Consider the following 25,801-nt stretch of genomic DNA (forward strand, 5'->3'; position numbering starts at 1 on the left):
GAAGCATGCTGCTGGCGCTGGCGCAATGGCTGCAAGGAGACGCAAGCTTTTTGCGCTTGTTCACGTACCTCACGTTCCGTGCGGTGATGGCCACCATCACCGCGCTGGGGATCGGGCTCGTGTGCGGACCGTGGGTGATCCGCAAGCTGACGCAAATGAAGGTTGGTCAGGCCGTGCGCAAGGACGGCCCGCAGACGCACCTGGTCAAGTCAGGCACGCCGACGATGGGCGGCGTGCTGATCCTGATCGGCATCGCGGTCGCGACGCTGCTGTGGGGCGACCTGACGAACCGTTTCATCTGGATCGTGATGCTCGTCACGTTCGGTTTCGGCGTGATCGGCTGGGTCGACGATTACCGCAAGGTCGTCCACAAGGACCCGCGCGGGATGTCGTCGCGCGAGAAGTATTTCTGGCAATCGGTGATCGGGTTGTTCGCAGCCGTCTATCTCGCCTTCAGCGTGTCCGAGGCGAACAACGTGCGCGTGTTCGACCTGTTCATGGCATGGGTGAGGAGCGGCCTGTCGATGGGGCTGCCGGCGCGCGCCGACCTGATGCTGCCGTTCCTGAAGTCGATCAGCTATCCGCTCGGCGTGTGGGGCTTCATCGTGCTGACCTACTTCGTCATCGTCGGCGCGAGCAACGCGGTGAACCTGACCGACGGCCTCGACGGTCTCGTGATCATGCCGGTCGTGCTGGTCGGCGCGTCGCTCGGTGTGTTCGCGTACGTGATGGGCAGCTCGGTCTATTCGAAGTATCTGCTGTTCCCGCACATCCCGGGCGCCGGTGAATTGCTGATCTTCTGTTCCGCGATGGGCGGGGCAGGGCTCGCGTTCCTCTGGTACAACACGCACCCCGCGCAGGTGTTCATGGGCGACGTCGGCGCGCTGGCGCTCGGCGGCGCGCTCGGCACGGTCGCGGTGATCGTGCGCCAGGAAATCGTGCTGTTCATCATGGGTGGCATCTTCGTCGCGGAAACGCTGTCGGTGATGCTGCAGGTGTCGTGGTTCAAGTACACGAAGAAGCGTTACGGCGAAGGGCGGCGCCTGCTGAAGATGGCGCCGCTGCATCACCATTTCGAATTGTCCGGCTGGAAGGAAACGCAGGTGGTGGTGCGTTTCTGGATCATCACGCTGATGCTGTGCCTGTTCGGTCTGTCCACCCTCAAGCTGCGGTAAAGGAAAGGTAACAAGGATGTCTGGCGAGATGTTTGGAGATCGGCAGCGGCCGATGGTGCTCGTACTGGGGCTCGGGGAATCGGGTCTCGCGATCGCGCGATGGTGCGCGAGGCACGGGTGCCGGCTGCGTATTGCCGATACCCGCGAGGCGCCGCCTAACCTTGCCGCGCTGCAAGCCGAAGGCATCGATGCGGAGTTCGTCGGCGGGCCGTTCACGCCTGCGCTGCTCGACGGCGGCGTCGAGATCGTCGGGCTGAGCCCCGGCCTGTCGCCGCTCGAACCGGCACTGGCGGCGCTGATCGCGGCCGCGAACGAGCGCGCGATCGCGGTGTGGGGCGAACTCGAATTCTTCGCGCAGGCGCTGCGCGCGCTCGGCACGAGCGGCTATCAGCCGAAGGTGCTCGCGATCACCGGCACCAACGGCAAGACCACGACGACGAGCCTCACAGGCCTGCTGTGCCAGCGTTCGGGCAAGAAGGTCGCCGTCGCCGGCAACATCAGCCCGGCGATGCTCGACCGGCTCGCGGGCGCGATCGACGATACGGCGCTGCCCGACGTCTGGGTACTCGAACTGTCGAGCTTCCAGCTCGAGACGGCACGCACGTTCGCGCCGGATGCGGCCGCGATCCTCAACATCACGCAGGATCACCTCGACTGGCACGGCAGCTTCGACGCCTATGCGGCCGCGAAGGGCCGGATCTTCGGCGCGACGACCACGCGCGTGCTCAATCGCGACGATGCGGCCGTGATGAAGTTCGCACCGGCCGCCGGCGCGGCCGATGCGGCGCGCACGGTCACGTTCGGCCTCAACGAACCGACGCAGGAAGGCGACTACGGCCTGTCGCGCGACAACGGCATCGCGTGGCTGGTCGAAGCGGTCGACCGCGACGCGCCGGACGAGACGACGAGCCGTCGCCGCAAGCGCGACGCCGCGCATACGCCTGACATCGCGCAGAAGCGCCTGATGCCGGCTGACGCGCTGCGCATCCGCGGGCTGCACAACGCGGCGAACGCGCTGGCCGCGTTCGCGCTGGCACGCGCGATCGACCTGCCGGCCGCGCCGCTGCTGCACGCGCTTCGCGAGTACCGCGGCGAGGCGCATCGCGTCGAAGTGATCGCGACGATCGACGACGTGGACTACGTCGACGACAGCAAGGGAACGAACGTCGGCGCGACGGTGGCCGCGCTCGACGGGCTCGCGCAGAAGATCGTGCTGATCGCCGGCGGCGACGGCAAGGGTCAGGATTTCGCGCCGCTGGTCGCGCCGGTCGCGCGCTGGTGCCGTGCAGTGATGCTGATCGGCCGCGACGCGCCGGCGATTCGCGACACGCTCGCCGAAACCGGTGTGCCGCTCGCCGATCACGCGACGCTCGAAGGCGCGGTGCGTGCCGCCGCCGACCTCGCCGAGCCGGGCGATGCGGTGCTGCTGTCGCCCGCGTGCGCGAGCCTCGACATGTTCAGGAACTACGCCCATCGCGCGGATGTGTTCCGCGCGGCGGTGGATGAAATCGCCATCGACAAAGGAGCGACGCCATGAGCTGGTCCGATCGCCTCGTCTCCCGTTTCAACGATCGGCGCGACACCGGCGGCAATGCCGCCGGTGGCCGCGTCGCGTCGGCCACGCGCGCCGCGACCGGCGGCCTCGCGAGCGTCGTGAACGGCGTTCGGCCGAGCCGCTCGCGCATGCTCGACTTCGACTACTCGCTGCTGTGGGTCGCGATCGCGCTGCTCGGGCTCGGCGTCGTGATGGTGTATTCGGCGTCGATCGCGATGCCCGATTCGCCGAAATACGCGTCGTATCACGACTACGCGTTCCTGATGCGCCACTGCGTGTCGCTCGTCGTCGCGTTCATCGCGGCGGTGATCGCGTTCCGCGTGCCCGTGTCGACCTGGGACAAATACGCGCCGCATCTCTTCCTGATCGCACTGGTCGGCCTCGTGATCGTGCTGATCCCGCACGTAGGCAAGGGTGTGAACGGTGCGCGCCGCTGGATTCCGCTCGGCATCACGAACATGCAGCCGTCGGAAATCATGAAGCTCGCGGTGACGATCTACGCGGCGAACTACACGGTGCGCAAGCAGGAGTACATGCAGAGCTTCGCGAAGGGCTTCCTGCCGATGGCGTTCGCGGTCGGTCTCGTCGGCGCGCTGCTGTTGCTCGAGCCGGACATGGGCGCGTTCATGGTGGTCGCCGCGATCGCGATGGGCGTGCTGTTTCTCGGCGGCGTGAACGGCAAGCTGTTCGGCGGCCTGGTCGCGACGGCGGTCGGCACCTTCACGATGCTCGTATGGCTGTCGCCGTGGCGTCGCGAGCGGATCTTCGCCTACCTCGATCCGTGGGACGAGCGCTATGCGCAGGGCAAGGCGTACCAGCTCACGCACTCGCTGATCGCGTTCGGCCGCGGCGAGTGGTTCGGCGTCGGCCTCGGCGGCAGCGTCGAGAAGCTGAACTACCTGCCCGAAGCGCATACCGACTTCATCCTCGCTGTGATCGGCGAGGAACTCGGCTTCGTTGGCGTGCTGGTCGTGATCCTGCTGTTCTACTGGATCGTGCGCCGCGCGTTCGAGATCGGCCGTCAGGCGCTCGCGCTCGACCGCACGTTCGCGGGCCTGATGGCGAAGGGCATCGGCATCTGGTTCGGCGCGCAGACGTTCATCAACATGGGCGTGAACCTCGGCCTGCTGCCGACCAAGGGCCTGACGCTGCCGCTCGTGAGCTACGGCGGCTCGGGCATCCTGCTGAATTGTGTCGCGCTGGCGGTGCTGTTACGGGTCGACTATGAAAATCGCGTACTGATGCGGGGAGGCAAGGTATGACCGCGTCGCGACGCACGCTGATGGTGATGGCAGGCGGCACCGGGGGCCACGTGTTCCCGGGGCTCGCCGTCGCGCACCGGATGGAAGCGGCGGGCTGGCGCGTCGTATGGCTCGGCAATCCGGCCGGGATGGAAGCGACGCTCGTGCCGAAGCACGGCATTCCGATGGAATACGTGCGCTTCGGCGGACTGCGCGGCAAGGGCCTGAAGACCAAGCTGACGCTGCCGTTCAACCTGCTGCGCGCATGCTGGCAGAGTCTCGGCGCGCTGCGCCGCGTGCGGCCGGACGTCGTGCTCGGGATGGGCGGCTACATCACGTTCCCGGCGGGCGTGATGGCCGCGCTGTCGGGCCGCCCGCTCGTGCTGCACGAACAGAACTCGATCGCCGGTCTCGCGAACAAGGTGCTCGCGAAATTCGCGAAACGCGTGCTCGTCGCGTTCCCCGGCGCACTGCCGCACGCGGAATGGACCGGCAACCCGATTCGCGCGGAACTTGCGCGCACGGAAACGCCCAAAGCACGCTATGCGTCGCGCAGCGGTCCGCTGAACGTGCTGGTCGTCGGCGGCAGTCTCGGCGCCGCCGCACTGAACGAAGTCGTGCCGCGCGCGCTGGCGCTGCTGGCGCCGGGCGAGCGCCCGCGCATCGTGCACCAGGCCGGCGCGAAGCACATCGACGCGCTGAAGGCGAATTACGAAGCGGCCGGATTCACCGGCGGCGACGACGTGCGGCTCGTGCCGTTCATCGATGACATGGCGACCGCGTACGCGGCGGCGGATCTCGTGATCTGCCGCTCCGGCGCGATGACGGTATCGGAAATCGCGGCGGTGGGCGTGGCGGCGCTGTTCGTGCCGTTCCCGTACGCGGTCGACGACCACCAGACGACCAACGCCGCGTTCCTCGCCGATGCGGGCGCGGCGGTGCTGGTGCAACAACGCGACCTGTCGGCGGAACTGCTTGCCGACTGGCTGCGCGGCCAGTCGCGGGTGTCGCTCGCGGACATGGCGGAGCGTTCGCGCTCGCTGGCGAAGCCCGAGGCCACCGACGAAGTCGCGCGCATCTGCGCGAAGGTGGCCGGCGCGAACCTGGAACAACTGCAATGAAACACATCGTCAAACACATTCATTTCGTCGGGATCGGCGGCGCGGGCATGAGCGGCATCGCCGAAGTGCTCGTCAACCTCGGCTACGAAGTCAGCGGCTCCGACCTGTCGCGCAACGCGGTGACCGACCGTCTCGCGGCGCTCGGCGCGCGGATCGCGATCGGGCACGACGCGGCGAACATCGAGGGCGCGAACGCGGTCGTCGTGTCGACGGCCGTGCGCTCGGACAACCCCGAAGTGCTGGCCGCGCGCCACCAGCGCGTGCCGATCGTGCAGCGCGCGGTGATGCTCGCGGAGCTGATGCGCCTGAAGCAGGGGATCGCGATCGCCGGCACGCACGGCAAGACCACGACGACGAGCCTCGTCGCGAGCGTGCTCGCGGCGGGCGGGCTGGACCCGACTTTCGTGATCGGCGGCCGGCTGATCAGCGCCGGCGCGAACGCGCGGCTCGGCACGGGCGACTTCATCGTCGCCGAGGCTGACGAGTCGGACGCGTCGTTCCTGAACCTGTATCCGGTGATCGAAGTCATCACGAACATCGACGCCGATCACATGGACACCTACGGCCACGATTTCGCGCGGCTCAAGCAGGCCTTCATCGAATTCACGCAGCGCCTGCCGTTCTACGGCAGCGCGGTGGTGTGCGTCGACGATCCGAACGTGCGGCAGATCATCCCGTTCATCTCGAAGCCGGTCGTGCGCTACGGGCTGTCGCCGGACGCGCAGGTGCGCGCGGAAGACATCGACGCGCGCGACGGTCGCATGCATTTCACGGTGATCCGCGAAGGGCGCGCGCCGCTCGCGGTGGTGCTGAACATGCCGGGCCTGCACAACGTGCAGAACGCGCTCGCGGCGATCGCGATCGCGACCGATCTCGGCGTGGCCGACGACGCGATCCAGCTGGCGCTGGCGGAATTCAACGGCGTCGGCCGACGCTTCCAGCGCTACGGCGAGGTGCCGAGCGCGGACGGCGGCCATTACACGCTGATCGACGACTACGGCCACCACCCCGTCGAGATGGCGGCGACGATCGCGGCCGCGCGCGGCGCGTTCCCGGGCCGCCGCCTCGTGCTGGCGTTCCAGCCGCACCGCTACACGCGCACGCGCGATTGTTTCGACGACTTCGTCAATGTGCTGTCGACAGTCGACGCGCTGGTGCTGACGGAAGTGTATGCCGCGGGCGAAGCGGCGATCGCGACGGCCAGCGGCGACGCGCTGTCGCGTGCGCTGCGCGCGGTGGGCAAGGTTGACCCGGTGTTCGTCGCGACGGTCGACGACGTGCCGGACGCACTGGCCAGGGTCGCGCAGAACGGCGACGTGGTGATCACGATGGGCGCGGGTTCGATCGGCGGCGTGCCGGCGAAGCTCGTGCAACACACACAACAGAAGGCATGACATGAGCGGGATCGATCCGAAACGTTTCGGCAAGGTGGCGGTGTTGTTCGGTGGTGAATCCGCCGAGCGCGAGGTGTCGCTCACCTCGGGCCGTCTCGTGCTGCAGGGCCTGCGTGACGCGGGCGTCGATGCGCATCCGTTCGACCCGGCCGAGCGGCCGCTGTCGGCGCTGAAGGACGAAGGCTTCGTGCGCGCGTTCAACGCGCTGCATGGCGGCTACGGCGAGAACGGCCAGATCCAGGGCGCGCTCGATTTCTACGGTATCCGCTACACGGGCAGCGGTGTGCTCGGCTCGGCGCTCGGCCTCGACAAGTTCCGCACGAAGCTCGTGTGGCAACAGACGGGCGTGCCGACGCCGCCGTTCGAGACGGTGATGCGCGGCGACGACTACGCGGCCCGCGCGGCGGACATCGTCGCGAAGCTCGGCCTGCCGCTGTTCGTGAAGCCGGCGAGCGAAGGCTCGAGCGTCGCGGTGCTGAAGGTGAAGACGGCCGACGCGTTGCCCGCCGCACTGTCGGAAGCCGCTGCGCATGACAAGATCGTGATCGTCGAGAAGAGCATCGAAGGCGGCGGCGAATACACCGCGTGCATCGCCGGCGATCTCGACTTGCCGCTGATCAAGATCGTGCCGGCCGGCGAGTTCTACGACTACCACGCGAAGTATGTCGCCGACGATACGCAATACCTGATTCCGTGCGGGCTGCCGGCGGAACAGGAAGCGGAACTGAAGCGCATCGCGCGCCGCGCGTTCGACGTGCTCGGCTGCACCGACTGGGGGCGCGCGGACTTCATGCTCGATGCCGCCGGCAACGCGTATTTCCTGGAAGTGAACACGGCCCCCGGGATGACCGACCACTCGCTGCCGCCGAAGGCCGCGCGGTCGATCGGCATCAGCTATTCGGAGCTGGTCGTGAAGGTGCTGTCGCTTACGCTCAACGACTGACGCAGGAACGGAACGACGTATGTGGAACAACGTTCGCCAACTCAACCTTGCCGCCAGCGCGCTGTATGCGCTGTTGCTGCTCGTGTTGGCGGCGGCCGGCTGCTACTGGTTGATCCAGCGTCCGACGTTCGCGCTGCGCGAAATCCGGATCGACGGCGACACCGAGCACATCAACACGCCGACGGTGCGTGCGGGTGTGGTCGGCCGGCTGAAGGGCAATTTCTTCACGGTCGATCTCGATACGGCGCGTGCCGCGTTCGAGCAGATGCCGTGGGTGCGCCACGCGAGCGTGCGCCGGGTGTGGCCGAATGCGCTGGCTGTCACGCTCGAGGAGTACAAACCGCTCGGGACCTGGGGCAGCGCGCAGCTCGTGAGCGTCGACGGCGAGCTGTTCACCGCGAACCAGGGCGAACTGGATCAGGAACTGCCGGCGTTCGATGGCCCGGAGGGTAGTGCGAAGGAAGTCGTCACGCGGTATCGCGACTTCACGAACTGGTTTGCGCCGCTGAAGGCGGCGCCGGAAGAAGTGACGCTGTCGGCGCGCTACGCGTGGACGGTGAAGCTGTCGAACGGCATGCAGGTCGAGCTGGGCAAGGAGCGCACCAGCGAGACCCTGCATGACCGGAGCCAGCGCCTCGTCGCCGCGTGGCCGGCCGTCACGGCGCGTTGGGGCAACGACATCGAGTATGCGGACCTGCGTTATCCGAACGGATTCGCGATTCGTGCGGCAGGCATGCGGTTCCTGACCGATACCGACAAGCGCAAGAAGTAACGAGAGATCACACGCAAGAGCACTTTATGAGCAAAGACTACAAGGATCTGCTGGTTTCCCTCGACATCGGCACGTCGAAGGTGGTGGCCATTGTCGCCGAGCTGAAGGGCGAAGGCCATTACGAGGTGATCGGCCTCGGCCAGAGCGAATCGAAGGGTCTGAAGAAGGGCGTGGTGGTCAATATCGAGGCCACCGTGCAGTCGATCCAGCGCGCGCTCGAGGAAGCCGAGCTGATGGCCGACTGCAAGATCACCAACGTGTTCACGGGGATTGCCGGCAGCCACATCCGCAGCTTCAACTCGAGCGGGATGGTCGCGATCAAGGACAAGGAAGTCACGCAGACCGACGTCGCGCGCGTGATCGAGACCGCGAAGGCGATCAACATCCCGACCGACCAGCAGGTGCTGCACATCCTCACGCAGGAATTCATCATCGACGGCCAGGAAGACGTGCGCGAGCCGATCGGGATGAGCGGCATCCGCCTCGAGGTGAAGGTGCACATCGTGACGGGCGCGGTCAGTGCCGCGCAGAACATCGTCAAGTGCGTGCGCCGCTGCGGGCTGGAAGTGAACGACCTGATCCTGCAGCCGCTCGCGTCGTCGCTGGCCGTGTTGACGGAAGACGAGAAGGATCTCGGCGTGGTGCTGGTCGACATCGGCGGCGGCACGACCGACATCGCGATCTTCGCCGAAGGCGCGATCCGCCATACCGCGGTGATTCCGATCGCCGGCGACCAGATCACGAGCGACATCGCGATGGCGCTGCGCACGCCGACGCCGGACGCGGAAGACATCAAGGTCGGCTACGGGATCGCGAAGCAGGCGCTCGCCGATCCGGACGAGATGGTCGAAGTGCCGGGCCTCGGCGAACGCGGCCCGCGCACGCTGTCGCGCCAGGCGCTCGCGGCCGTGATCGAGCCGCGCGTCGAGGAACTGTTCTCGCTCGTGCAGCAGGTGGTGCGCGAGTCGGGTTATGAAGAACTGCTGAGCTCCGGCGTGGTCATTACCGGCGGCGCTTCGATGATGCCGGGCATGGTCGAGCTCGGCGAAGACATTTTCCTGAAGCCGGTGCGCATCGGCGCGCCGGAATACGCGGGCGGCCTCGCCGACGTGGTGCGCAATCCGCGCTACTCGACGGCGATGGGCCTGCTCGTCGAAGGCAGTGCACAGCGCATGCGCGGTCGCAAGGTCGCCGTGCAGTCCGGCAACGCGGGGCAGATCTTCTCGCGGATGAAGGAGTGGTTCCTGAGCAATTTTTGAGTACCCCCACGGCTCGGAAGGCCGAGCCTGCCCCCCGAGGGGGCCAAGAAAACCTGGGGCAGCCCGGCGTTTTCTTGGGGATGAACCGAATCGAAATTCGCGCTGGTGCCGGCGGCTGGCGCGCGACAGGAGGTTGCCCGATCTCCTGCCGAATAACGGCCGAGTAGTTTTATTTTCTTGACGGAGGCAACAATGGAATTCGAAATGCTGGAAACCGAAACCAACGGCACCATCATCAAGGTGGTCGGCGTTGGCGGCGCTGGCGGCAATGCCGTTCAGCACATGATCAACCGTGGCGTGCAGGGCGTCGACTTCATCGTGATGAACACCGACGCACAGGCGCTGTCGCGCGCGCGCGCACCGTCCGTGATCCAGCTCGGCAACACCGGCCTCGGCGCCGGCGCGAAGCCGGAAATGGGCAAGGCGGCGGCGGAAGAGGCGCGTGAGCGCATCGCCGACGCGCTGCGTGGCGCGCACATGGTGTTCATCACGGCCGGCATGGGTGGCGGTACGGGCACGGGCGCGGCGCCGGTGGTCGCGCAGATCGCGAAGGAGATGGGCATTCTGACGGTGGGTGTCGTCAGCAAGCCGTTCGAATTCGAAGGCGGCAAGCGCATGCGCGTCGCGGAAGCAGGCTCGCAGCAACTGGAGGATCACGTCGACTCGCTGATCGTCGTCCTGAACGACAAGCTGTTCGACGTGATGGGCGATGACGCCGAGATGGACAAGTGCTTCCAGTGCGCGGACGACGTGTTGAACAACGCGGTTGCAGGCATTGCCGAAATCATCAATGTCGATGGCCTCGTGAACGTCGACTTCGAAGACGTGAAGACGGTGATGGGCGAGCAGGGCAAGGCGATGATGGGCACGGCGACGGTCGCCGGCGTCGATCGCGCACGCCTCGCGGCGGAACAGGCCGTGGCGAGCCCGCTGCTCGAAGGCGTCGATCTGTCGGGCGCGCGCGGCGTGCTGGTCAACATCACGTCGAGCCGTTCGCTGCGCCTGTCGGAAACGCGCGAAGTGATGAACACGATCAAGAGCTACGCGGCGGAAGACGCCACGGTGATCTTCGGTGCGGTGTACGACGACGCAATGGGCGATGCACTGCGCGTGACGGTCGTGGCGACGGGTTTGGGCCGTGCGGCGAAGAAGCAGCAATCGGCTCCGATGACGCTGCTGCGCACGGGTACCGACAATCAGCCGGTCAGCGCGATCTCGCACGGCTATGCGCAGCCGCAACACGTCAGCACGGCCGACTACGGCGCGCTCGATACGCCGGCGGTGTGGCGCAATTCGCGCGAAACCGCGGCATCGCACGTGCAGGCGCTGCAGGAGAAGGGTGTCGACACGTACGACATCCCGGCTTTCCTGCGCAAGCAGGCTGACTGACGACGCACACACAGGCGAAGCCGCGGCGCAATCGATGAGATTGCCGCGGTAACGCCGGCGTGACGGATGCCACGGACCACGACAGGCCGCGTCGGATGCGACGCCGGGCCGGGAAACGTGCCCTCTTCGCATGAGCGGAGCGGGATGGGACGTGCTGTCCGCAATACGCCGAAAAACCGTATCGCTATGAGGGACCAGCCATGATTCAAGTGGGCGACGCGCTGCCCGACGCGCAACTGTTCGAATTCATCGACGACGCGCGCGAAGGCTGCACGCTGGGGCCGAATGCCTTCAGCGTGCGCGATCAGGTTGCGGGAAAGCGGGTGGTGATCTTCGGATTGCCGGGTGCTTTCACGCCGACCTGTTCGGCGCAGCATGTGCCGGGCTATGTCGAGCACGCCGAGCAACTGCGCTCGGCGGGCATCGACGAGGTCTGGTGCGTGTCCGTCAACGACGCATTCGTGATGGGCGCATGGGGACGTGATCTGCACACCGCGGGCAAGGTGCGCATGATGGCGGACGGCAGCGCTGCTTTCACTCATGCGCTGGGGCTGACGCAGGATTTGTCCGCGCGTGGCATGGGAATCCGTTCCCTGCGCTACGCGATGGTGGTCGACGACGGTGTGGTCAAGACGCTGGCCGTCGAAGCGCCGGGCAAGTTCGAAGTGAGCGATGCGGCGAGCGTGCTCGCGACGTTGAAGTCCTGATCGTGCGGTGCGCCGTTGCCTGCCGGCAACGCTGCTCACCGGCCTCAGGGCAGTTGTAACACGGGCCGATGACCGGAAACGCCTCCGTTCCGGGCATCGGCCCGTCCCGTATCGGCGCGGGTAAACAGTCGAAACAGATTGATACGCAGTTTCAAACAGCGTTGAATAGGGAATTACGCTATAATCCCACCTATCGAATATAGCTCCTGATTGATAATCTCAATCAAGATGAAGAACACCATGCTGAAGCAGCGCACCATTAAATCGATCGTGAAGACCGTGGGCATCGGTCTCCACTCGGGCCGGAAGGTCGAACTGACGCTTCGCCCGGCCGCGCCGGGCACGGGGATCGTTTTCTCGCGCGTCGACCTGCCCACGCCAGTCGACATTCCGGCATCCGCGATGTCGATCGGCGACACGCGGCTCGCGTCGGTGCTGCAGAAGGATGGTGCGCGCGTGTCGACCGTCGAGCACCTGATGTCGGCGTGTGCCGGCCTCGGCATCGACAACCTCTATGTCGACGTGACGGCCGAGGAAATCCCGATCATGGACGGCAGCGCCGCGTCCTTCGTGTTCTTGATCCAATCCGCGGGCATCGAGGAGCAGAATGCGCCGAAGCGCTTCATCAAGGTGAAGAAGCCGGTCGAATTCCGCGACGGCGACAAGTTCGCGCGTCTCGATCCGTATTTCGGCTTCAAGCTGAAGTTCACGATCGACTTCCGTCACCCGGCCGTCGACAAGACCGGCCAGGAACTCGAGGTCGACTTCGGGAACACGTCGTACGTACGCGAGATCGCGCGTGCGCGCACGTTCGGTTTTGCCCATGAAGTCGAAATGATGCGCGAGCTGGGTCTCGCACGCGGCGGCAGCATGGACAACGCGATCGTGCTCGACGAATACCGGATCCTGAACAACGACGGGCTGCGCTACGACGACGAGTTCGTGAAGCACAAGATGCTCGACGCGATCGGCGACCTGTACGTGATCGGCCATCCGCTGCTGGCGTCGTACACCGCATACAAGTCGGGTCACGGGTTGAACAATGCGCTGCTGCGCGAACTGCTCGCGCACGAGGACGCATACGAGATCGTCACGTTCGACGATCCGCAAGCCGCGCCGAGCGGCTTCGCGTTCGACACGCAGACGGCCTTCGCCTGATCGGCATTCGGCACCCGCGATAAAAAAAGCGACCTTCGGGTCGCTTTTTCATTGGGCGGCCGCCTGCGCGGTCGGCGCGCGTTCAGCGCGAAGACTTCGCACCGTGGCGCGCGGCCATCCGCGCGAGTGCAGCCTGCAGCGGCGACGGCTCGAGGTGATCGGCGAGGTCGCGCAACGCGGTAGCGCCGACGGTCGTCATACGCGCCTGCTTCACGTGCGGCGGTTCCGGCGCGTCCTTCGGACGCACGCGCACGCGCAGCGCCGAGACCGGCCAGCCGCGCTTCTGGAGATCGGCGAGCAGGCGCGGCTCGACCTGCCGCAGCCGGGCGGCGAGCGCATTGTGCGCGGCAAAGAGGGTCAGGGTGCCGTCCTTGATGGAGCCCGGTTCGACGTGATTCGCGAGATAGTCGGGCAGGAGCGCGGCGAGGTCGCGCTGCAGCGACGCGACTTGTTCGACGCCGGCGCGCAGCGCCGCGAACGCGTCGGTGCGGTTGAGCACTTCGGACACGGGTTGCGGGCGATACGCGGGGAGCGGGCCGAAACGCTTGGAAAATCGGTTCATCGAGGCATTCTTCGGGCGCGCACGGGCGCGGACGTTGACGCCGATTGTACCCGCGCCGGCTCGCGCACGGGCGGCTTTCGGGTCACGCGCCCGGTTGCCCGCGCGGGTTTGGCGTGCGGCGTGAGTCCGGCCGGGACACCGGCGCATGCTTCCTCGCGTGCTAAAATTGCTCGTTTGATTCCACTAATTCGCTAAGCCGCCGGGGCTCGGGCGTCGGGGCGCGCAACGCGCGCCGGGCGCCGGTGCTGCGACGCAGGATCCGATCCGATGACAACCGGTTTTCTCCAGAAAATTTTTGGCAGCCGCAACCAGCGGCTCGTCAAGCAATATCAAAAGACCGTCGCGACGATCAATGCGCTCGAAACGCAGATCGAGAAGCTGACGGACGACCAGTTGCGCGGCAAGACGGATGAGTTCCGCCAGCGGATCGCGGGCGGCGAGTCGCTCGACAAGCTGCTGCCCGAGGCGTTCGCGGTCTGCCGGGAGGCGAGCCGCCGCGTGCTGAAGATGCGCCACTTCGACGTGCAGATGATCGGCGGCATGGTGCTCCACTACGGCAAGATCGCGGAAATGCGCACCGGCGAGGGCAAGACGCTCGTCGCGACGCTGCCCGTCTACCTGAATGCGCTGGCCGGCCGTGGCGTGCACGTCGTGACGGTCAACGACTACCTCGCGCAGCGCGACGCCGAATGGATGGCGCGCCTCTACAACTTCCTCGGTCTGTCGGTCGGCATCAACCTGTCCGGCATGGAGCACGACCAGAAGCAGCAGGCCTACGCGGCGGACATCACCTACGGCACGAACAACGAGTTCGGCTTCGACTACTTGCGCGACAACATGGTCTACGAGACCGACGCGCGCGTGCAGCGGGCACTGAACTTCGCGGTCGTCGACGAAGTGGACTCGATCCTGATCGACGAGGCGCGTACGCCGCTGATCATCTCGGGCCAGGCGGAAGATCACACCGAACTGTACGTCCGGATGAACGCGCTGCCGCCGCTGCTCGAGCGGCAGATCGGCGAGGAGAAGGCCGACGGCACGGGCGTCGAGAAACCGGGCGACTACACGCTCGACGAGAAGGCGCGCCAGGTGTTCCTGACGGAGTCGGGCCACGAGAAGGCCGAGCGGCTGCTCGCCGAGTGGGGCCTGATCGGCGAGGGCGAGAGCCTGTACGCGCCGCAGAACATCACGCTGATGCACCACGTGTACGCGGCGCTGCGCGCACACACGCTGTTCCACAAGGACCAGCACTACGTCGTGCAGAACGGCGAAGTGGTGATCGTCGACGAATTCACGGGCCGCCTGATGGCGGGCCGCCGCTGGTCCGACGGCCTGCACCAGGCGGTCGAGGCGAAGGAACACGTGAAGATCCAGAGCGAGAACCAGACGCTCGCCTCGATCACGTTCCAGAACTACTTCCGCATGTACGCGAAGCTCGCGGGCATGACCGGTACGGCCGACACCGAAGCGTACGAATTCAACGAGATCTACGGCCTCGAGACGGTCGTGATCCCGACCAACCGCCCGCCGAAGCGGATCGACAAGCAGGACCAGATCTACAAGACGGCCAAGGAGCGTTACGACGCGGTGATCCGCGACATTCGCGACTGCTACGAGCGCGGCCAGCCGGTGCTGGTCGGCACGACGTCGATCGAGAACTCGGAACTGCTGTCGCACCTGCTGAAGCAGGCCGGCCTGCCGCACGAGGTGCTGAACGCGAAGCAGCACGAGCGTGAAGCCGCGATCGTCGCGGAAGCCGGCCGTCCGAACCGCATCACGATCGCCACCAACATGGCGGGCCGCGGTACCGACATCGTGCTCGGCGGCAACGCCGAGAAGCAGGCCGCGTTCATCGAGGCCGACGACGCGATCCCGGCCGACGAAAAAGCGCGCCGCATCAAGCAGCTGCACGACGAGTGGGAAACGCTGCACGAGCAGGTGAAGGCCGCGGGCGGCCTGCACATCATCGGCACCGAGCGCCACGAATCGCGCCGGATCGACAACCAGCTGCGCGGCCGTGCGGGCCGCCAGGGCGACCCGGGCTCGTCGCGCTTCTACCTGTCGCTCGACGATCCGCTGCTGCGCATCTTCGCGGGCGACCGCGTGCGCTCGATCATGGATCGACTGAAGATGCCGGAAGGCGAGGCGATCGAGGCCGGCATCGTTACGCGTTCGATCGAATCGGCGCAGCGCAAGGTCGAGGCGCGCAACTTCGACATCCGCAAGCAGCTGCTCGAATACGACGACGTGTCGAACGACCAGCGCAAGGTGATCTACCAGCAGCGCAATGAACTGCTCGAAGCCCACGACATCACCGAGACGATCTCGGCGATGCGTCATGGCGTGATCGCCGAAGTCGTCCACCAGTTCGTGCCGCAAGGCAGCATCGAGGAACAGTGGGACGTGCCCGAGCTCGAGGAAGCGCTGCGCAACGACTGGCAGCTCGACCTCGCGATCCAGGAAATGGTGAACGAGTCGTCGTCGATCACGGCCGAGGAGATTCTCGAAGCGGTGACGACCGCCGCCGACGAGCAGTACGAGGCGAAGGTCGCGATGGTCGGCCGCGAATCGTTCAGCGCGTTCGAGCGCTCGGTCATGCTGCAGACGGTCGATCGCCTGTGGCGCGAGCACCTTGCGGCGCTCGACCACCTGCGCCAGGGCATCCACCTGCGCGGCTATGCGCAGAAGAACCCGAAGCAGGAATACAAGCGCGAGGCGTTCGAGCTGTTCGCCGCGATGCTCGAGGCGATCAAGCAGGAAGTCACGCGCATCGTGATGAACGTGCAGATCCAGTCGCCGGAGCAGCTCGAGGAAGCCGCCGAGCAGATCGAGGAGCGCGGCGGTCATCTCGAAAACGTCGAGTATCAGCATGCCGACTACGCGGAATCCGGCGCGCCGGTCGCGAACGTCGCGGCCGCCACCGCGGCGACGGCGACGGCCGACATGGTCGGCAGCGCGATGACCCACAGCGGCCCCGGCGGCGAGATGCCGAAGGTCGGCCGCAATGACCCCTGCCCGTGCGGCAGCGGCAAGAAGTACAAGCAATGTCACGGGAAGCTGTCATGATCGACGGCGGCGCGCACCCGCGTGCCGCTTCGTTTGCAGCTTCGAGTCAGTGATGTGAGTTGCGGCGGCCCGCGTGCGGCCCGCCGGTTCTTCCAATCGATGCCGGCGGATGCCGGCATTTTCCATCCGGCAGGTGTGCCCTATGGCTGTCAATTTTCCGTCGATCGATCCCGCCCAACTCCATCCTGTCGCCGGCGTCACGCTCGGCTGGGCGGAAGCGAACATCCGCAAGCCGAATCGCAAGGACGTGCTGGTCATCTCCGTCGACGAAGGGGCGACGGTCGCAGGCGTATTCACCGAGAACCGCTTCTGCGCCGCGCCGGTGACGGTGTGTCGCGAGCACCTGGCAGCGGTGCGTGCCGGCGGCGCGGGCATCCGCGCGCTCGTCGTGAACACGGGCAACGCGAATGCGGGCACCGGCGAGCCGGGCCTCGTGAACACGCGTGAGACCTGCTCGGAACTCGCGCGCCTCGCGGGCATCGAGGCCGCGCAGGTGTTGCCGTTCTCGACCGGCGTGATTCTCGAGCCGCTGCCGATCGACCGCCTGAAGGCTGGGCTGCCGGCCGCGCTCGCAAACCGCAAGGCCGCGAACTGGTACGACGCCGCGCAGGCGATCATGACGACCGACACGCTGCCGAAGGCCACGTCTCGCCAGGTGACGATCGACGGCCACACGGTCACGCTGACGGGCATCAGCAAGGGGGCGGGCATGATCAAGCCGAACATGGCGACGATGCTGGGCTTCCTCGCGTTCGATGCGACGGTGGCGCAGCCGGTCCTCGATACGCTCGTGAAGGAAGTGGCCGACCGCTCGTTCAACTGCATCACGATCGACGGCGATACGTCGACGAACGACTCGTTCATCCTGATCGCATCGGGCAAGAGCACGCTGCCCGCGATCACGTCGACCGATTCGCCCGCCTATGCAGCGCTGCGCGATGCGGTCACGCAGGTCGCTCAGGTGCTGTCGCAGCTGATCGTGCGCGATGGCGAAGGCGCAACGAAATTCATGACGGTGCAGGTCGAAGGCGGCAAGAGCGTCGCCGAGTGCCGCCAGATCGCGTATGCGATCGGGCACTCGCCGCTCGTGAAGACGGCCTTCTACGCATCCGACCCCAACCTGGGCCGGATCCTCGCGGCGATCGGCTACGCGGGCGTCACGGATCTCGACGTCGGCAAGATCGATCTCTATCTCGACGACGTGCTCGTCGCGAAGGCCGGTGGCCGCAACCCGGCTTACCAGGAGGAGGACGGCCAGCGCGTGATGAAGCAGAGCGAAATCACGATCCGCGTGCTGCTCGGCCGCGGTGACGCGCAGGCAACGATCTGGACGTGCGATCTTTCGCACGATTACGTGAGCATCAACGCGGATTATCGCTCCTGATCGGGAGCGCTCGAACGACATGGACAAGCTCGAACAGTTTCTGACGCGCGCGGAAGCGCTGCTCGGCCGCCTTGAGGGGATGCTGCCGCCCGCGCCGGCGGCCATCGACTGGAACGCCGCCACCGCGTTCCGCTGGCGCAAGCGCCAGGGGCGCGGCTATTTGCAGCCGGTGCCGGCAGCGTCGTCGATCACGCTGGGCGACCTGCACAACATCGATCGACAGAAAGGGCTGATCGAGCAGAACACGCGACAGTTCGTCCAGCGCAAGCCGGCGAACAACGTGCTGCTGACAGGTGCGCGCGGCACTGGCAAGTCGTCCCTGATCAAGGCCTGCCTGAACGCGTATGCGAAGGACGGGCTGCGCCTGATCGAAGTCGACAAGGACGACCTGCACGATCTCGGCGACATCGTTGATCTGATCTCTCAGCGCCCGGAGCGTTTCATCGTGTTCTGCGACGACCTGTCGTTCGAGGAGGGCGAATCGGGCTACAAGGCGCTGAAGGTCGCGCTCGACGGCTCGATCGCGGCGCAGTCCGACAACGTGCTGATCTACGCGACGTCGAACCGCCGCCATCTGCTGCCCGAGTACATGAGCGACAACGAGTCGTACAAGCATCTGCCGGACGGCGAGATCCACCCCGGTGAAGTCGTCGAGGAAAAGATCTCGCTGTCGGAGCGCTTCGGCCTGTGGGTCAGCTTCTACCCGTTCAAGCAGGACGACTACCTCGACATCGTCGCGCACTGGCTGCGCCATTTCGGCTGCGCGGACGCGGAGATCGAGACGGCGCGCGGCGACGCGCTCGTCTGGGCGCTCGAGCGCGGTTCACGTTCGGGGCGCGTCGCATGGCAGTTCGCGCGCGACTGGTCGGGTCGCAAGGAGCAGGCATGAGCGCGGATTTCGCAGCGGGCAGCGTGCGCGCGCCCGATGGACGCAAGGTGACAGAGGTCGCGGTCGGCGTGATGGTGCAGGCGGACGGTCGTTACCTGCTCGCGCAGCGGCTGCAGGGCAAGCCGTACGAGGGCTACTGGGAGTTTCCCGGCGGCAAGCTGGAGGCCGGGGAGAGCGTGGAGGACGCGCTGGCGCGCGAATTGCACGAGGAACTCGGCATCGAAGTCACCGCCAGCCACCGCTGGCATACGCTCGAGCACGATTATCCGCACGCGTACGTGCGGCTCTATTTCTGCAAGGTGACGGGCTGGACGGGCGAGCCGCACAGCAAGGAAGGGCAGGCGTTCGTGTGGCAGCAACTGCCGGTCGAGGTCTCGCCGCTGTTGCCGGCGGCGCTGCCGGTGCTGGAGCTGCTTGAGAAGGAGGCGGCGTCGCAATGACGCCGTGGCGGCTCGCCTGAAAGGCGGGCCATATCCGCAGGGCGGGCGTGTCGCGCGCCGCTCAGCTGTCGCGGCGGCCGTCGGTGCCGTCTTCCTCCGACGACGGACCCTCGTCGGAGGCGCCGCCGATCCGGTACTTTTCTGCGGCCCATGCGCCGAGGTCGAGCTGCTTGCAGCGGGCCGAACAGAAGGGACGGAACTTGTTTTCAGGCGTCCAGCGCACTTCTGCGCCGCACGAAGGACATTTCACTACGGTAGTCATACGAAAGCGTCGAACCGGCACGCGGCCGTTACAGATTGCACAGTGTCAGATGGAACGGCACGTCGATGTCCACCGCGCGCGGCCGCACGTCGCCGTCCTGCATGGTGAACCGTACCCACAGCATGTATTTGTTGGCGCTCGCTTCGGGAATCACGCGCAGCTCCGGGGGCACGCGGACCTGCATCAGCTGGTAGGAGCGCCCCGACAACATCTGCTGGTAGCTGCCCTGCATCGCCATCACTTTCGAAGCCTGCCCCGATTCACGTGCGAGCCGCAGCACGATCGCAGCGGCATCGCGCAGCGGTAGCAGCGGCAGGATCCATTTCGCGATGTCCTGGCGCCGCTGTTCCGCGGGCCATTGCTGCCACGCATAGTACGACGGCAGGTCGAACTTGCACGTGCCGCCGGGAATCACCGCGCGGCTGCGGATGCTGGCGAGCCACTCGTTGTCGACCAGATGCTGCCCGGTCTTGCCCTGCATCTGCGCAAGATTGGCGAGTGTCTGCTCGATTTCACCGAGCACGGCCTCGAGCGCATTCTGTTCGATGCCCGGATTGCCGCGAAAGGGGGCGAGCGTCTGGCGTTGACGTTCGAGCTCCTTCATCAGATCCGATTTCAGGTCCGCGCGGCCTGTGACCTCGGCGATTTCGAACAGCGTCGTCAGCGCGACGTGATGTTCACGCGGGTCCTCCTGAGCCAAAAAGAACGCGAAGCGCTCGAACAGGTCTTCGAGGCGCAATAGCGTGCGAATTCGCTCGTTGAACGGATACTCGTAAAGAATCAAGCGCGCTCGCCTCTAGGGTAGGGATTGAAACAATGCAGGACATTCTAATGCTCACTGTCTACCCTAGCAACGCACCAATTTCGTACACCATCACGATCGCACGCGGCGGTCAGTGTGCGGCAGCCGCGAATGCGAGATAGCGTTGGTGCAGTGCGTCGACCTGTGCGGCGAGAGCAGCGGGTGTCGTCGCGTCGTTGACGATCACATCGTCGGCCGCAGCGAGACGTGCTTCGCGCGTCGCCTGTCTTGCGATGATCGCTTCGACTTGTTCGCGCGTGAAACCATTGCGCCGCATCACACGTGCGATCTGCGTTTCGACCGGACAGTCGACGACCAGCACGCGATCGCTGCGCGCCTTCCAGTTACCTGACTCGACGAGCAGCGGCACGACGAAGATCACGTAAGGGCCCTGCGCTTCGCGGGCCTCGCGCTCGGTCTCGGCGCGGATCAGCGGATGCGTGATAGCTTCGAGGCGCCGACGTGCGTCGTCGTCGCTGAAAATGAGTGCGCGCATCTTCGCGCGGTCGAGCGAGCCGTCGGCTGCGATGAAGTCCGGTCCGAATGCCTGTTCGATCGCTGGCATCGCGAGGCCGGCCGGTGCGGTGATGCGGTGCGCGATCAGGTCGGTATCGACGAGCGATGCACCGCGTGCGGCGAACATGTCGGCGACGGTCGTCTTGCCGCTGCCGATGCCGCCGGTGAGTCCTATTGAAAACATGTGAGCCTCCGCCGGGCCGTCACGAGGCAGCGAAGCGCCTTCCCGCGACGCAGCGAACATGGCGGCCGCTGGCGGTGCGTCATGTCAGCCGCCGAGTGCCGAGTAGAAAGGGGTACCGAAAAACAGCGTCGCGACGCCGCCTGCCGCGAGAAACGGGCCGAACGGAATCGGCTCCTCGAAGCGCATGCGTCCGCGCCAGGTCGCGACGAGCCCGACGAGCGCGCCCGTCACCGCGGCGAACAGCACGACCTGCGGCAGCGCGGCCCAGCCCATCCACGCGCCGAGCGCGGCGAGCAGCTTCAGGTCGCCGAAGCCGATGCCCTCGATGCCGCGCAACCATTTGAACAGCCAGTAAACCGACCACAGGAACAGGTAGCCGGCCATCGCGCCGACCACGGCCGAACGCAGCGACGTGAACGTGCCGCCGAGGTTCAGTGCGAGCCCGGCCCACAGCAACGGCAGCGTCATCGAATCGGGCAGGTACCCGGTCTGGATATCGATCGCGCTCATGGCCAGCAGTGCCGCGCACAGTCCGAACGCGGCGAGTGCGGCGACGGTGGGGCCGAACGCGGCGAGCGAACCGGCGGCGAGCAGCGCACCAGCGAGTTCGACGAGCGGATAGCGCACGCCGATCGCATGACCGCACTGACGGCAGCGCCCGCGCAACAGCAAGTAGCTCACGAGCGGGATGTTCTCCCACGCACGCAGCACGTGACCGCAATGTGGACAGGCGCTGCGCGGGCGCCACAGATCGTAATGCGGCGGATAACCGTCGTCCGACGGCGTGCATGCGCTGCCGGTCGCTTCGGCGATCTCGGCCTGCCAGGCGCGCTGCATCATCACCGGGATGCGATGCACGACGACGTTCACGAAGCTGCCGACGCACAGGCCGAGCACGACGGCGAACGCATATTGCACCGCGGCCGGCAGCATCGCCAGCGCGAGCAACATGCTGTTGGGCGAGTCGAAAACGGTGATCAGGGGCGCGGGCGTCATGGGGCTCGGGTTCGGGCATGAAAGGCGACAGAATCGGTTGCGATGCTACACCACGTTGCCCAGCTGAAGGATGGGCAGATACATCGCGATCACGAGGCCGCCGACGAGTGCGCCCAGCACGATCACGATCAGCGGCTCGCCGAGCGCTGCGAGCGCATCGAGACGCGCGTCGAGCTGACGCTCGCATAGTGCGGCGATATCGGTGAGCATCGTGTCGAGCGCGCCGGTTTCCTCGGCGACGGCGATCGGCTGCACGACGTCGTCCGGGAAGCATCCCGTCGCGTGCATCGCATCGGCCAGACGCGCGCCGCGCAGCACGCGCGTCGCAATCTGTGCGGTGGCCTGTTCGAACACCGGATGGCCGGCGGTGCGCTCGAGCGTGGCGAACGCATCGGCGAGCGGGACGCCGGCGCCGAGCAGCGTTGCAAGCGAGCGGCACCAGCGCGCGGTCGCGAAGCGCGTGAGCGCGCTGCCGACGCACGGCAGATTCAGCAGATGCCGTGCAACCGTATAGCGCAGCGAAGACGAGCGCCGCAGCGCGTGGCGCGCGGCGAATCCTGCGACGGCTGCGCCGGCTACCAACGCGCCACCCCAGGCCGATGTCGCGGACGAGAGGGCGAGCAGGGCGCGGGTTGGTGCAGGCAGTGCCGCGCCGAAACCGTCGAAGATCTGTCGGAACGTCGGCACGACCCACACCATCAGCGCGGCCGAGATAACGAGCGCGAACACGATGACGGCGACCGGATACGCGAGCGCGGCACGCAGCTTGCGCCATTGCGCGTCGGCGCGTTCCCGGTGCTCCGCGACGCGGGTCAGCACGGTACCGAGCGCACCCGATGCCTCGCCCACCTCGATCAACTGGCGATACAGCATGCCGAACTGGGACGGATAGCGTGCGAGCGCGGCGGCGAAGCGTTGCCCGCCGACGATCTCGCGCGCGAGACCGGCGGCGATGCGCGGCAGCCCGTCGCGCGTGCGGGTGCGGGCGAGCATCTCGAGCGACGGCGCGAGCGGTAGTCCGGCTTGCAGCAGGCTCGCGAGTTGACGCGTGAAGCGCGTGACCTCCCGTGAGCCGGCCGCTGGTGGTCGGGCCGGGCCGCGGACGTCGAGCGACAGCACCGCAACGCCCTCGCGCGCGAGCGCTGCCCGTGCGGCGGCGGCATCGAAGGCGATGACGTTTCCGCGGCATGGCGTGCCGTCGCGACGACGGCCGCGCCACGTGAAGCAGGTGTCGCTTGGCGGTGCATGCATGGCGATCACGCGTCGGGCGTCGCGGCCAGCGCTTCCGCGATGCTCGTCGTGCCGTCGCGGACGTGCGCAAGTGCCGCGTCGCGCAGACTGCATACGCCCTCGGACGCCGCGCATTGCGCGAGCGTGCCGACGCTTGCGCGCGCGACGATGCGCTCCGCCATTGCCGGTGAAACCGGCATTGTCTGATGCAGGCCGATCCGGCCGCGATATCCGATGCCGTGACAGGCGGCACAGCCGCGCGCGACGAACGGACGCCATCCGGATTCCAGCGCTGCCGAATCGCAGCCTGCTTCGCGCAGCGCGCGTGCCGATGCGTCCGAACGCACGCGGCAGATGGTGCACAGGCGCCGAACGAGGCGTTGCGCGGTGACGAGGCGCAACGCGGCCGCGAGGTTGTACGGCGCGACGCCGATGTCGAGCAGTCGCGCGACGGCTGTCGGCGCGTCGTTCGTGTGCAGCGTCGACAGCACGAGGTGCCCGGTCTGCGCGGCCTTGATCGCGACGTCGGCCGTCTCCGCATCGCGAATCTCGCCGACCATGATGACGTCCGGGTCCTGCCGCAGCAGCGCGCGCAGCGCAGTGGCGAAAGTGAGCCCGGCCTTTTCCGCCACGCCGACCTGGTTGATGCCCTCGAGCTGAATCTCGGCCGGATCCTCGACCGTGCACACGTTGTGGGCATCGCGGTCGAGCATCTGCAGCGCGCAGTAAAGCGACAGCGTCTTGCCGCTTCCGGTCGGCCCGGTGACGAGCACGAGCCCGTGTGGCGCGCGAATCGCGGCCTCCATCGCCGCCGCCTGCCGCGCGTCGAAGCCTAGGCGCGCAAGCGTGAGGTCGGGCGGCAATATTTCGAGGCGGCGCAACACGAGCTTCTCGCCGAACAGCGTGGGCAGCGAGCTGACCCGGTAGTCGCCGCGCATGCCGCCGTCGACCGCGATGCGCAGCCGGCCGTCCTGCGGAAGCCGGCGCTCGGCGATGTCCATGCGGGCGAGCACCTTGATCCGCGTCACGAGTGCGTCGCGCAGATGAGCAGGCGGCCGCGCGTGTTCATGCAGGACGCCGTCGATGCGCAGGCGGATGCGCCAGCCTGCTTCGAACGGTTCGACGTGGACGTCGGACGCGTCGCGCACGCGGGCGGCGTGCAGCGTGTCGGTCAGCAGCCGCACGGCGGGCGAATCGTCGAGCTGCGCCGCATCGAGCGACCGGGGCGTTTCAGCGGGCGATGCGTCGATGGAGGCAGGCGGCCGCTGCGTGCGCAGCGGCGCCCCAGGAGGTGGGAAGTGCATGTGAGCCGGCGCTCGGCCGCCTGTTGATCGTGACCTGCAAATGGTCGCGTATCGCGAGCGGTGCTGGCAGTCGGCCGTTCGGCTAGCGCGTGGCGCGTGCGCGCGTGCTGCGCGGCTTGAAGAGCTTGACGGTGCGAACGGCCTGGTCGTCGCTGCGCATGACCTCGAGCATCACGTCGCCGATTTTCAGGCACACGTCGCCTTCGGGAATTTCCTCGAGGATTTCGAGGATCAGGCCGTTCAGCGTTTTCGGTCCGTCGGTTGGCAGTTGCAGGTGCAACCAGCGGTTCAGTTCGCGCAGCGGCATGCTGGCGGCCACGATGCATTCGCCGTTCTGGTTCCAGCCGCCCGCGCGTTCGCCGCGCGGCATCGACGTCGTGAATTCGCCGATCAGTTCCTCGATGATGTCCTCGGGCGTGACGAGCCCCTCGAGTTCGCCGTACTCGTTGACGACAAGCGCGGTTCGCTGCCGGCTTTCCTGGAAATACTGGAGCTGCTGGACGACCGGCGTGCCCGACGGCACGTAGTACGGCTCGGCGAGCAGCGTGCGCAACGTTTCTCGGTCGAAATCCTGGTTGTGCAGTGCGGTGAGTGTCTTCCGGACGTGCAGCACGCCGAGCACCTTGTCGATGTCGCCCTCGTAGACGACCAGGCGGTTGTGATAGCAGGTCTCGAGCTGATGCAGGATGTCGTCGAGCGGCGCGTGGAAGTTGAGCGATTCGATTTGCCGGCGCGGCACCATCACGTCGTCGACGGTGATGTTCTCGAGGTCGAACAGGTTGAGCAGGATGCTGCGGTGCTTGGTCGGCATGAAGCTGCTCGATTCGAGCACGATCGCGCGCAGCTCGTCGGCCGACATACGCTGGTCGCGGCCCTTCTTCGTGTTGATGCGCAGCACCCAGAGCACGCCGTTCGCGAGCGCGTTGACGAACCAGACGATCGGCTTGAACACGCGCATCAGCGGCGCGATCACGAGACTGGCGGGCAGCGCGATGCGCTCGGGGAAGGTCGCGCCGACGATCTTCGGCGCGATTTCCGCGAACACGATGATCAGGAACGCGACGATGCCGGTCGCGATCGACAGCGCGAGGTTGTTGCGGCCGAACGTGTGTAGTGCGAGCGAGGTCGTCAGAACCGGGATGATCGTGTTGAACAGATTATTGCCGATCAGGATCACGCTGAGCAGCAGGTCGGTGCGTGTGAGAAGACCCTGCGTGGTTTTCGCGCCGAGCACGCCCTGGCCGGCGAGATGCTTCAGCCGATGGCGGTTGAGCGCCATCATCGCGGTCTCGGAAATGGAAAAGAAGCTGGAGCAGAGGAGAAGCAGGAAGACGGCGCCGATTTGCGCCCATAAGGGAATTTGGTCCACGCGTCAGAATGGGCAGTGAAGGACAGGGATGGAGCGAATATAGCAGAGGCCGGCGGCCGGTATATATCGCACGCGGCATCGGG

Annotated in this window: 23 protein-coding genes; 15 read left to right on the top strand and 8 right to left on the bottom strand. The window is 66.6% G+C overall.

The features are described from left to right. Positions 1-5: 5 nt before the first annotated feature. The 11 genes from mraY (at position 6) to lpxC (ending at position 12,714) form a co-directional block, all read left to right on the top strand. Positions 6-1,175: a phospho-N-acetylmuramoyl-pentapeptide-transferase gene (gene mraY, locus WS75_RS18125; RefSeq protein ID WP_059681765.1), complete on the top strand. Its 1,170-nt coding sequence runs from the start codon at positions 6-8 to the stop codon at positions 1,173-1,175. 28 nt (positions 1,176-1,203) lie between these two features. Further along, positions 1,204-2,712 carry a UDP-N-acetylmuramoyl-L-alanine--D-glutamate ligase gene (gene murD, locus WS75_RS18130; RefSeq protein WP_059681877.1) on the top strand — a complete coding sequence of 503 codons (1,509 nt, stop codon included), beginning with the start codon at positions 1,204-1,206 and terminating at the stop codon, positions 2,710-2,712. After that, entirely contained in the window at positions 2,709-3,992 is a 1,284-nt protein-coding gene (gene ftsW / locus WS75_RS18135; RefSeq protein WP_059465312.1) for a putative lipid II flippase FtsW, read from the top strand. The genes murD and ftsW overlap by 4 nt, the downstream gene beginning before the upstream one ends. Beyond that, positions 3,989-5,092, top strand: a complete 1,104-nt coding sequence (murG, locus tag WS75_RS18140; RefSeq protein WP_059681766.1) for an undecaprenyldiphospho-muramoylpentapeptide beta-N-acetylglucosaminyltransferase — start codon at positions 3,989-3,991, stop codon at positions 5,090-5,092. Before ftsW ends, murG begins: the two co-directional genes overlap by 4 nt. After that, positions 5,089-6,486, top strand: a complete 1,398-nt coding sequence (gene murC, locus WS75_RS18145) for a UDP-N-acetylmuramate--L-alanine ligase (protein ID WP_059681767.1) — start codon at positions 5,089-5,091, stop codon at positions 6,484-6,486. Before murG ends, murC begins: the two co-directional genes overlap by 4 nt. Position 6,487: 1 nt before the next feature. Further along, positions 6,488-7,429, top strand: a complete 942-nt coding sequence (locus tag WS75_RS18150) for a D-alanine--D-alanine ligase (protein ID WP_059608168.1) — start codon at positions 6,488-6,490, stop codon at positions 7,427-7,429. A 19-nt stretch (positions 7,430-7,448) separates the two neighbouring features. After that, the gene (locus WS75_RS18155) at positions 7,449-8,201 is read left to right on the top strand and encodes a cell division protein FtsQ/DivIB (protein WP_059681768.1); all 753 of its coding nucleotides are present in this window, start codon (positions 7,449-7,451) and stop codon (positions 8,199-8,201) included. A gap of 26 nt (positions 8,202-8,227) precedes the next feature. Beyond that, complete coding sequence (gene ftsA, locus WS75_RS18160; RefSeq protein WP_006752447.1) at positions 8,228-9,460, top strand: cell division protein FtsA; 1,233 nt, start codon at positions 8,228-8,230, stop codon at positions 9,458-9,460. A 192-nt stretch (positions 9,461-9,652) separates the two neighbouring features. After that, complete coding sequence (gene ftsZ / locus WS75_RS18165) at positions 9,653-10,849, top strand: cell division protein FtsZ (protein ID WP_059608169.1); 1,197 nt, start codon at positions 9,653-9,655, stop codon at positions 10,847-10,849. 200 nt (positions 10,850-11,049) lie between these two features. Then, positions 11,050-11,556, top strand: a complete 507-nt coding sequence (locus WS75_RS18170; RefSeq protein WP_059681770.1) for a peroxiredoxin — start codon at positions 11,050-11,052, stop codon at positions 11,554-11,556. 240 nt (positions 11,557-11,796) lie between these two features. After that, positions 11,797-12,714 (top strand): UDP-3-O-acyl-N-acetylglucosamine deacetylase, encoded by a 918-nt coding sequence (gene lpxC / locus WS75_RS18175; RefSeq protein ID WP_059681879.1) that lies wholly within the window; start codon positions 11,797-11,799, stop codon positions 12,712-12,714. A gap of 82 nt (positions 12,715-12,796) precedes the next feature. On the opposite strand, the gene WS75_RS18180 is transcribed toward lpxC, so the two are convergent. Then, positions 12,797-13,276, bottom strand: a complete 480-nt coding sequence (locus WS75_RS18180) for a DUF721 domain-containing protein (protein WP_059681772.1) — start codon at positions 13,274-13,276, stop codon at positions 12,797-12,799. 267 nt (positions 13,277-13,543) lie between these two features. Here WS75_RS18180 and secA point away from each other — a divergent pair, with 267 nt between their 5' ends. From secA to WS75_RS18200, 4 genes are all read left to right on the top strand, one after another. Continuing rightward, entirely contained in the window at positions 13,544-16,342 is a 2,799-nt protein-coding gene (secA, locus tag WS75_RS18185) for a preprotein translocase subunit SecA (RefSeq protein WP_059681774.1), read from the top strand. 142 nt (positions 16,343-16,484) lie between these two features. Beyond that, positions 16,485-17,726: a bifunctional glutamate N-acetyltransferase/amino-acid acetyltransferase ArgJ gene (argJ, locus tag WS75_RS18190; protein ID WP_059681776.1), complete on the top strand. Its 1,242-nt coding sequence runs from the start codon at positions 16,485-16,487 to the stop codon at positions 17,724-17,726. Positions 17,727-17,745: 19 nt separating this feature from the next. Then, a complete protein-coding gene (locus tag WS75_RS18195) occupies positions 17,746-18,615 on the top strand; it encodes an ATP-binding protein (protein ID WP_059608173.1) in 870 nt (289 codons plus the stop codon). After that, the gene (locus WS75_RS18200) at positions 18,612-19,055 is read left to right on the top strand and encodes an NUDIX domain-containing protein (protein WP_059681779.1); all 444 of its coding nucleotides are present in this window, start codon (positions 18,612-18,614) and stop codon (positions 19,053-19,055) included. Before WS75_RS18195 ends, WS75_RS18200 begins: the two co-directional genes overlap by 4 nt. Positions 19,056-19,116: 61 nt before the next feature. On the opposite strand, the gene WS75_RS18205 is transcribed toward WS75_RS18200, so the two are convergent. The 7 genes from WS75_RS18205 to WS75_RS18235 all read right to left on the bottom strand — a co-directional run bounded on the left by WS75_RS18205 (position 19,117) and on the right by WS75_RS18235 (position 25,718). Further along, the gene (locus WS75_RS18205; RefSeq protein WP_059506884.1) at positions 19,117-19,317 is read right to left on the bottom strand and encodes a DNA gyrase inhibitor YacG; all 201 of its coding nucleotides are present in this window, start codon (positions 19,315-19,317) and stop codon (positions 19,117-19,119) included. Between the two features lie 28 nt (positions 19,318-19,345). Next, entirely contained in the window at positions 19,346-20,101 is a 756-nt protein-coding gene (gene zapD / locus WS75_RS18210) for a cell division protein ZapD (protein WP_059608176.1), read from the bottom strand. A gap of 109 nt (positions 20,102-20,210) precedes the next feature. Further along, a complete protein-coding gene (gene coaE, locus WS75_RS18215; protein WP_059681781.1) occupies positions 20,211-20,819 on the bottom strand; it encodes a dephospho-CoA kinase in 609 nt (202 codons plus the stop codon). Positions 20,820-20,903: 84 nt separating this feature from the next. Continuing rightward, entirely contained in the window at positions 20,904-21,815 is a 912-nt protein-coding gene (locus WS75_RS18220) for a prepilin peptidase (protein ID WP_059681784.1), read from the bottom strand. 45 nt (positions 21,816-21,860) lie between these two features. Beyond that, positions 21,861-23,066, bottom strand: coding sequence for a type II secretion system F family protein (locus tag WS75_RS18225; protein WP_059681882.1), 1,206 nt, complete (start codon positions 23,064-23,066; stop codon positions 21,861-21,863). A gap of 5 nt (positions 23,067-23,071) precedes the next feature. Further along, positions 23,072-24,349: a GspE/PulE family protein gene (locus WS75_RS18230; RefSeq protein ID WP_059681786.1), complete on the bottom strand. Its 1,278-nt coding sequence runs from the start codon at positions 24,347-24,349 to the stop codon at positions 23,072-23,074. Positions 24,350-24,431: 82 nt separating this feature from the next. Further along, positions 24,432-25,718: an HlyC/CorC family transporter gene (locus WS75_RS18235; RefSeq protein WP_082729651.1), complete on the bottom strand. Its 1,287-nt coding sequence runs from the start codon at positions 25,716-25,718 to the stop codon at positions 24,432-24,434. Positions 25,719-25,801: the final 83 nt, after the last annotated feature.

The organism is Burkholderia sp. FL-7-2-10-S1-D7, assembly GCF_001524185.1.
In the GTDB taxonomy this organism is placed as follows: domain Bacteria; phylum Pseudomonadota; class Gammaproteobacteria; order Burkholderiales; family Burkholderiaceae; genus Burkholderia; species Burkholderia diffusa.

What these genes read in the sequence shown, in the direction of transcription:
- mraY (WP_059681765.1), top strand. Translation starts at nt 6, where the DNA reads ATGCTGCTGGCGCTGGCGCAATGGCTGCAAGGAGACGCAAGCTTTTTG.
- murD (WP_059681877.1), top strand. Translation starts at nt 1,204, where the DNA reads ATGTTTGGAGATCGGCAGCGGCCGATGGTGCTCGTACTGGGGCTCGGG.
- ftsW (WP_059465312.1), top strand. Translation starts at nt 2,709, where the DNA reads ATGAGCTGGTCCGATCGCCTCGTCTCCCGTTTCAACGATCGGCGCGAC.
- murG (WP_059681766.1), top strand. Translation starts at nt 3,989, where the DNA reads ATGACCGCGTCGCGACGCACGCTGATGGTGATGGCAGGCGGCACCGGG.
- murC (WP_059681767.1), top strand. Translation starts at nt 5,089, where the DNA reads ATGAAACACATCGTCAAACACATTCATTTCGTCGGGATCGGCGGCGCG.
- WS75_RS18150 (WP_059608168.1), top strand. Translation starts at nt 6,488, where the DNA reads ATGAGCGGGATCGATCCGAAACGTTTCGGCAAGGTGGCGGTGTTGTTC.
- WS75_RS18155 (WP_059681768.1), top strand. Translation starts at nt 7,449, where the DNA reads ATGTGGAACAACGTTCGCCAACTCAACCTTGCCGCCAGCGCGCTGTAT.
- ftsA (WP_006752447.1), top strand. Translation starts at nt 8,228, where the DNA reads ATGAGCAAAGACTACAAGGATCTGCTGGTTTCCCTCGACATCGGCACG.
- ftsZ (WP_059608169.1), top strand. Translation starts at nt 9,653, where the DNA reads ATGGAATTCGAAATGCTGGAAACCGAAACCAACGGCACCATCATCAAG.
- WS75_RS18170 (WP_059681770.1), top strand. Translation starts at nt 11,050, where the DNA reads ATGATTCAAGTGGGCGACGCGCTGCCCGACGCGCAACTGTTCGAATTC.
- lpxC (WP_059681879.1), top strand. Translation starts at nt 11,797, where the DNA reads ATGCTGAAGCAGCGCACCATTAAATCGATCGTGAAGACCGTGGGCATC.
- WS75_RS18180 (WP_059681772.1), bottom strand. Translation starts at nt 13,276, where the DNA reads ATGAACCGATTTTCCAAGCGTTTCGGCCCGCTCCCCGCGTATCGCCCG.
- secA (WP_059681774.1), top strand. Translation starts at nt 13,544, where the DNA reads ATGACAACCGGTTTTCTCCAGAAAATTTTTGGCAGCCGCAACCAGCGG.
- argJ (WP_059681776.1), top strand. Translation starts at nt 16,485, where the DNA reads ATGGCTGTCAATTTTCCGTCGATCGATCCCGCCCAACTCCATCCTGTC.
- WS75_RS18195 (WP_059608173.1), top strand. Translation starts at nt 17,746, where the DNA reads ATGGACAAGCTCGAACAGTTTCTGACGCGCGCGGAAGCGCTGCTCGGC.
- WS75_RS18200 (WP_059681779.1), top strand. Translation starts at nt 18,612, where the DNA reads ATGAGCGCGGATTTCGCAGCGGGCAGCGTGCGCGCGCCCGATGGACGC.
- WS75_RS18205 (WP_059506884.1), bottom strand. Translation starts at nt 19,317, where the DNA reads ATGACTACCGTAGTGAAATGTCCTTCGTGCGGCGCAGAAGTGCGCTGG.
- coaE (WP_059681781.1), bottom strand. Translation starts at nt 20,819, where the DNA reads ATGTTTTCAATAGGACTCACCGGCGGCATCGGCAGCGGCAAGACGACC.
- WS75_RS18220 (WP_059681784.1), bottom strand. Translation starts at nt 21,815, where the DNA reads ATGACGCCCGCGCCCCTGATCACCGTTTTCGACTCGCCCAACAGCATG.
- WS75_RS18225 (WP_059681882.1), bottom strand. Translation starts at nt 23,066, where the DNA reads ATGCATGCACCGCCAAGCGACACCTGCTTCACGTGGCGCGGCCGTCGT.
- WS75_RS18230 (WP_059681786.1), bottom strand. Translation starts at nt 24,349, where the DNA reads ATGCACTTCCCACCTCCTGGGGCGCCGCTGCGCACGCAGCGGCCGCCT.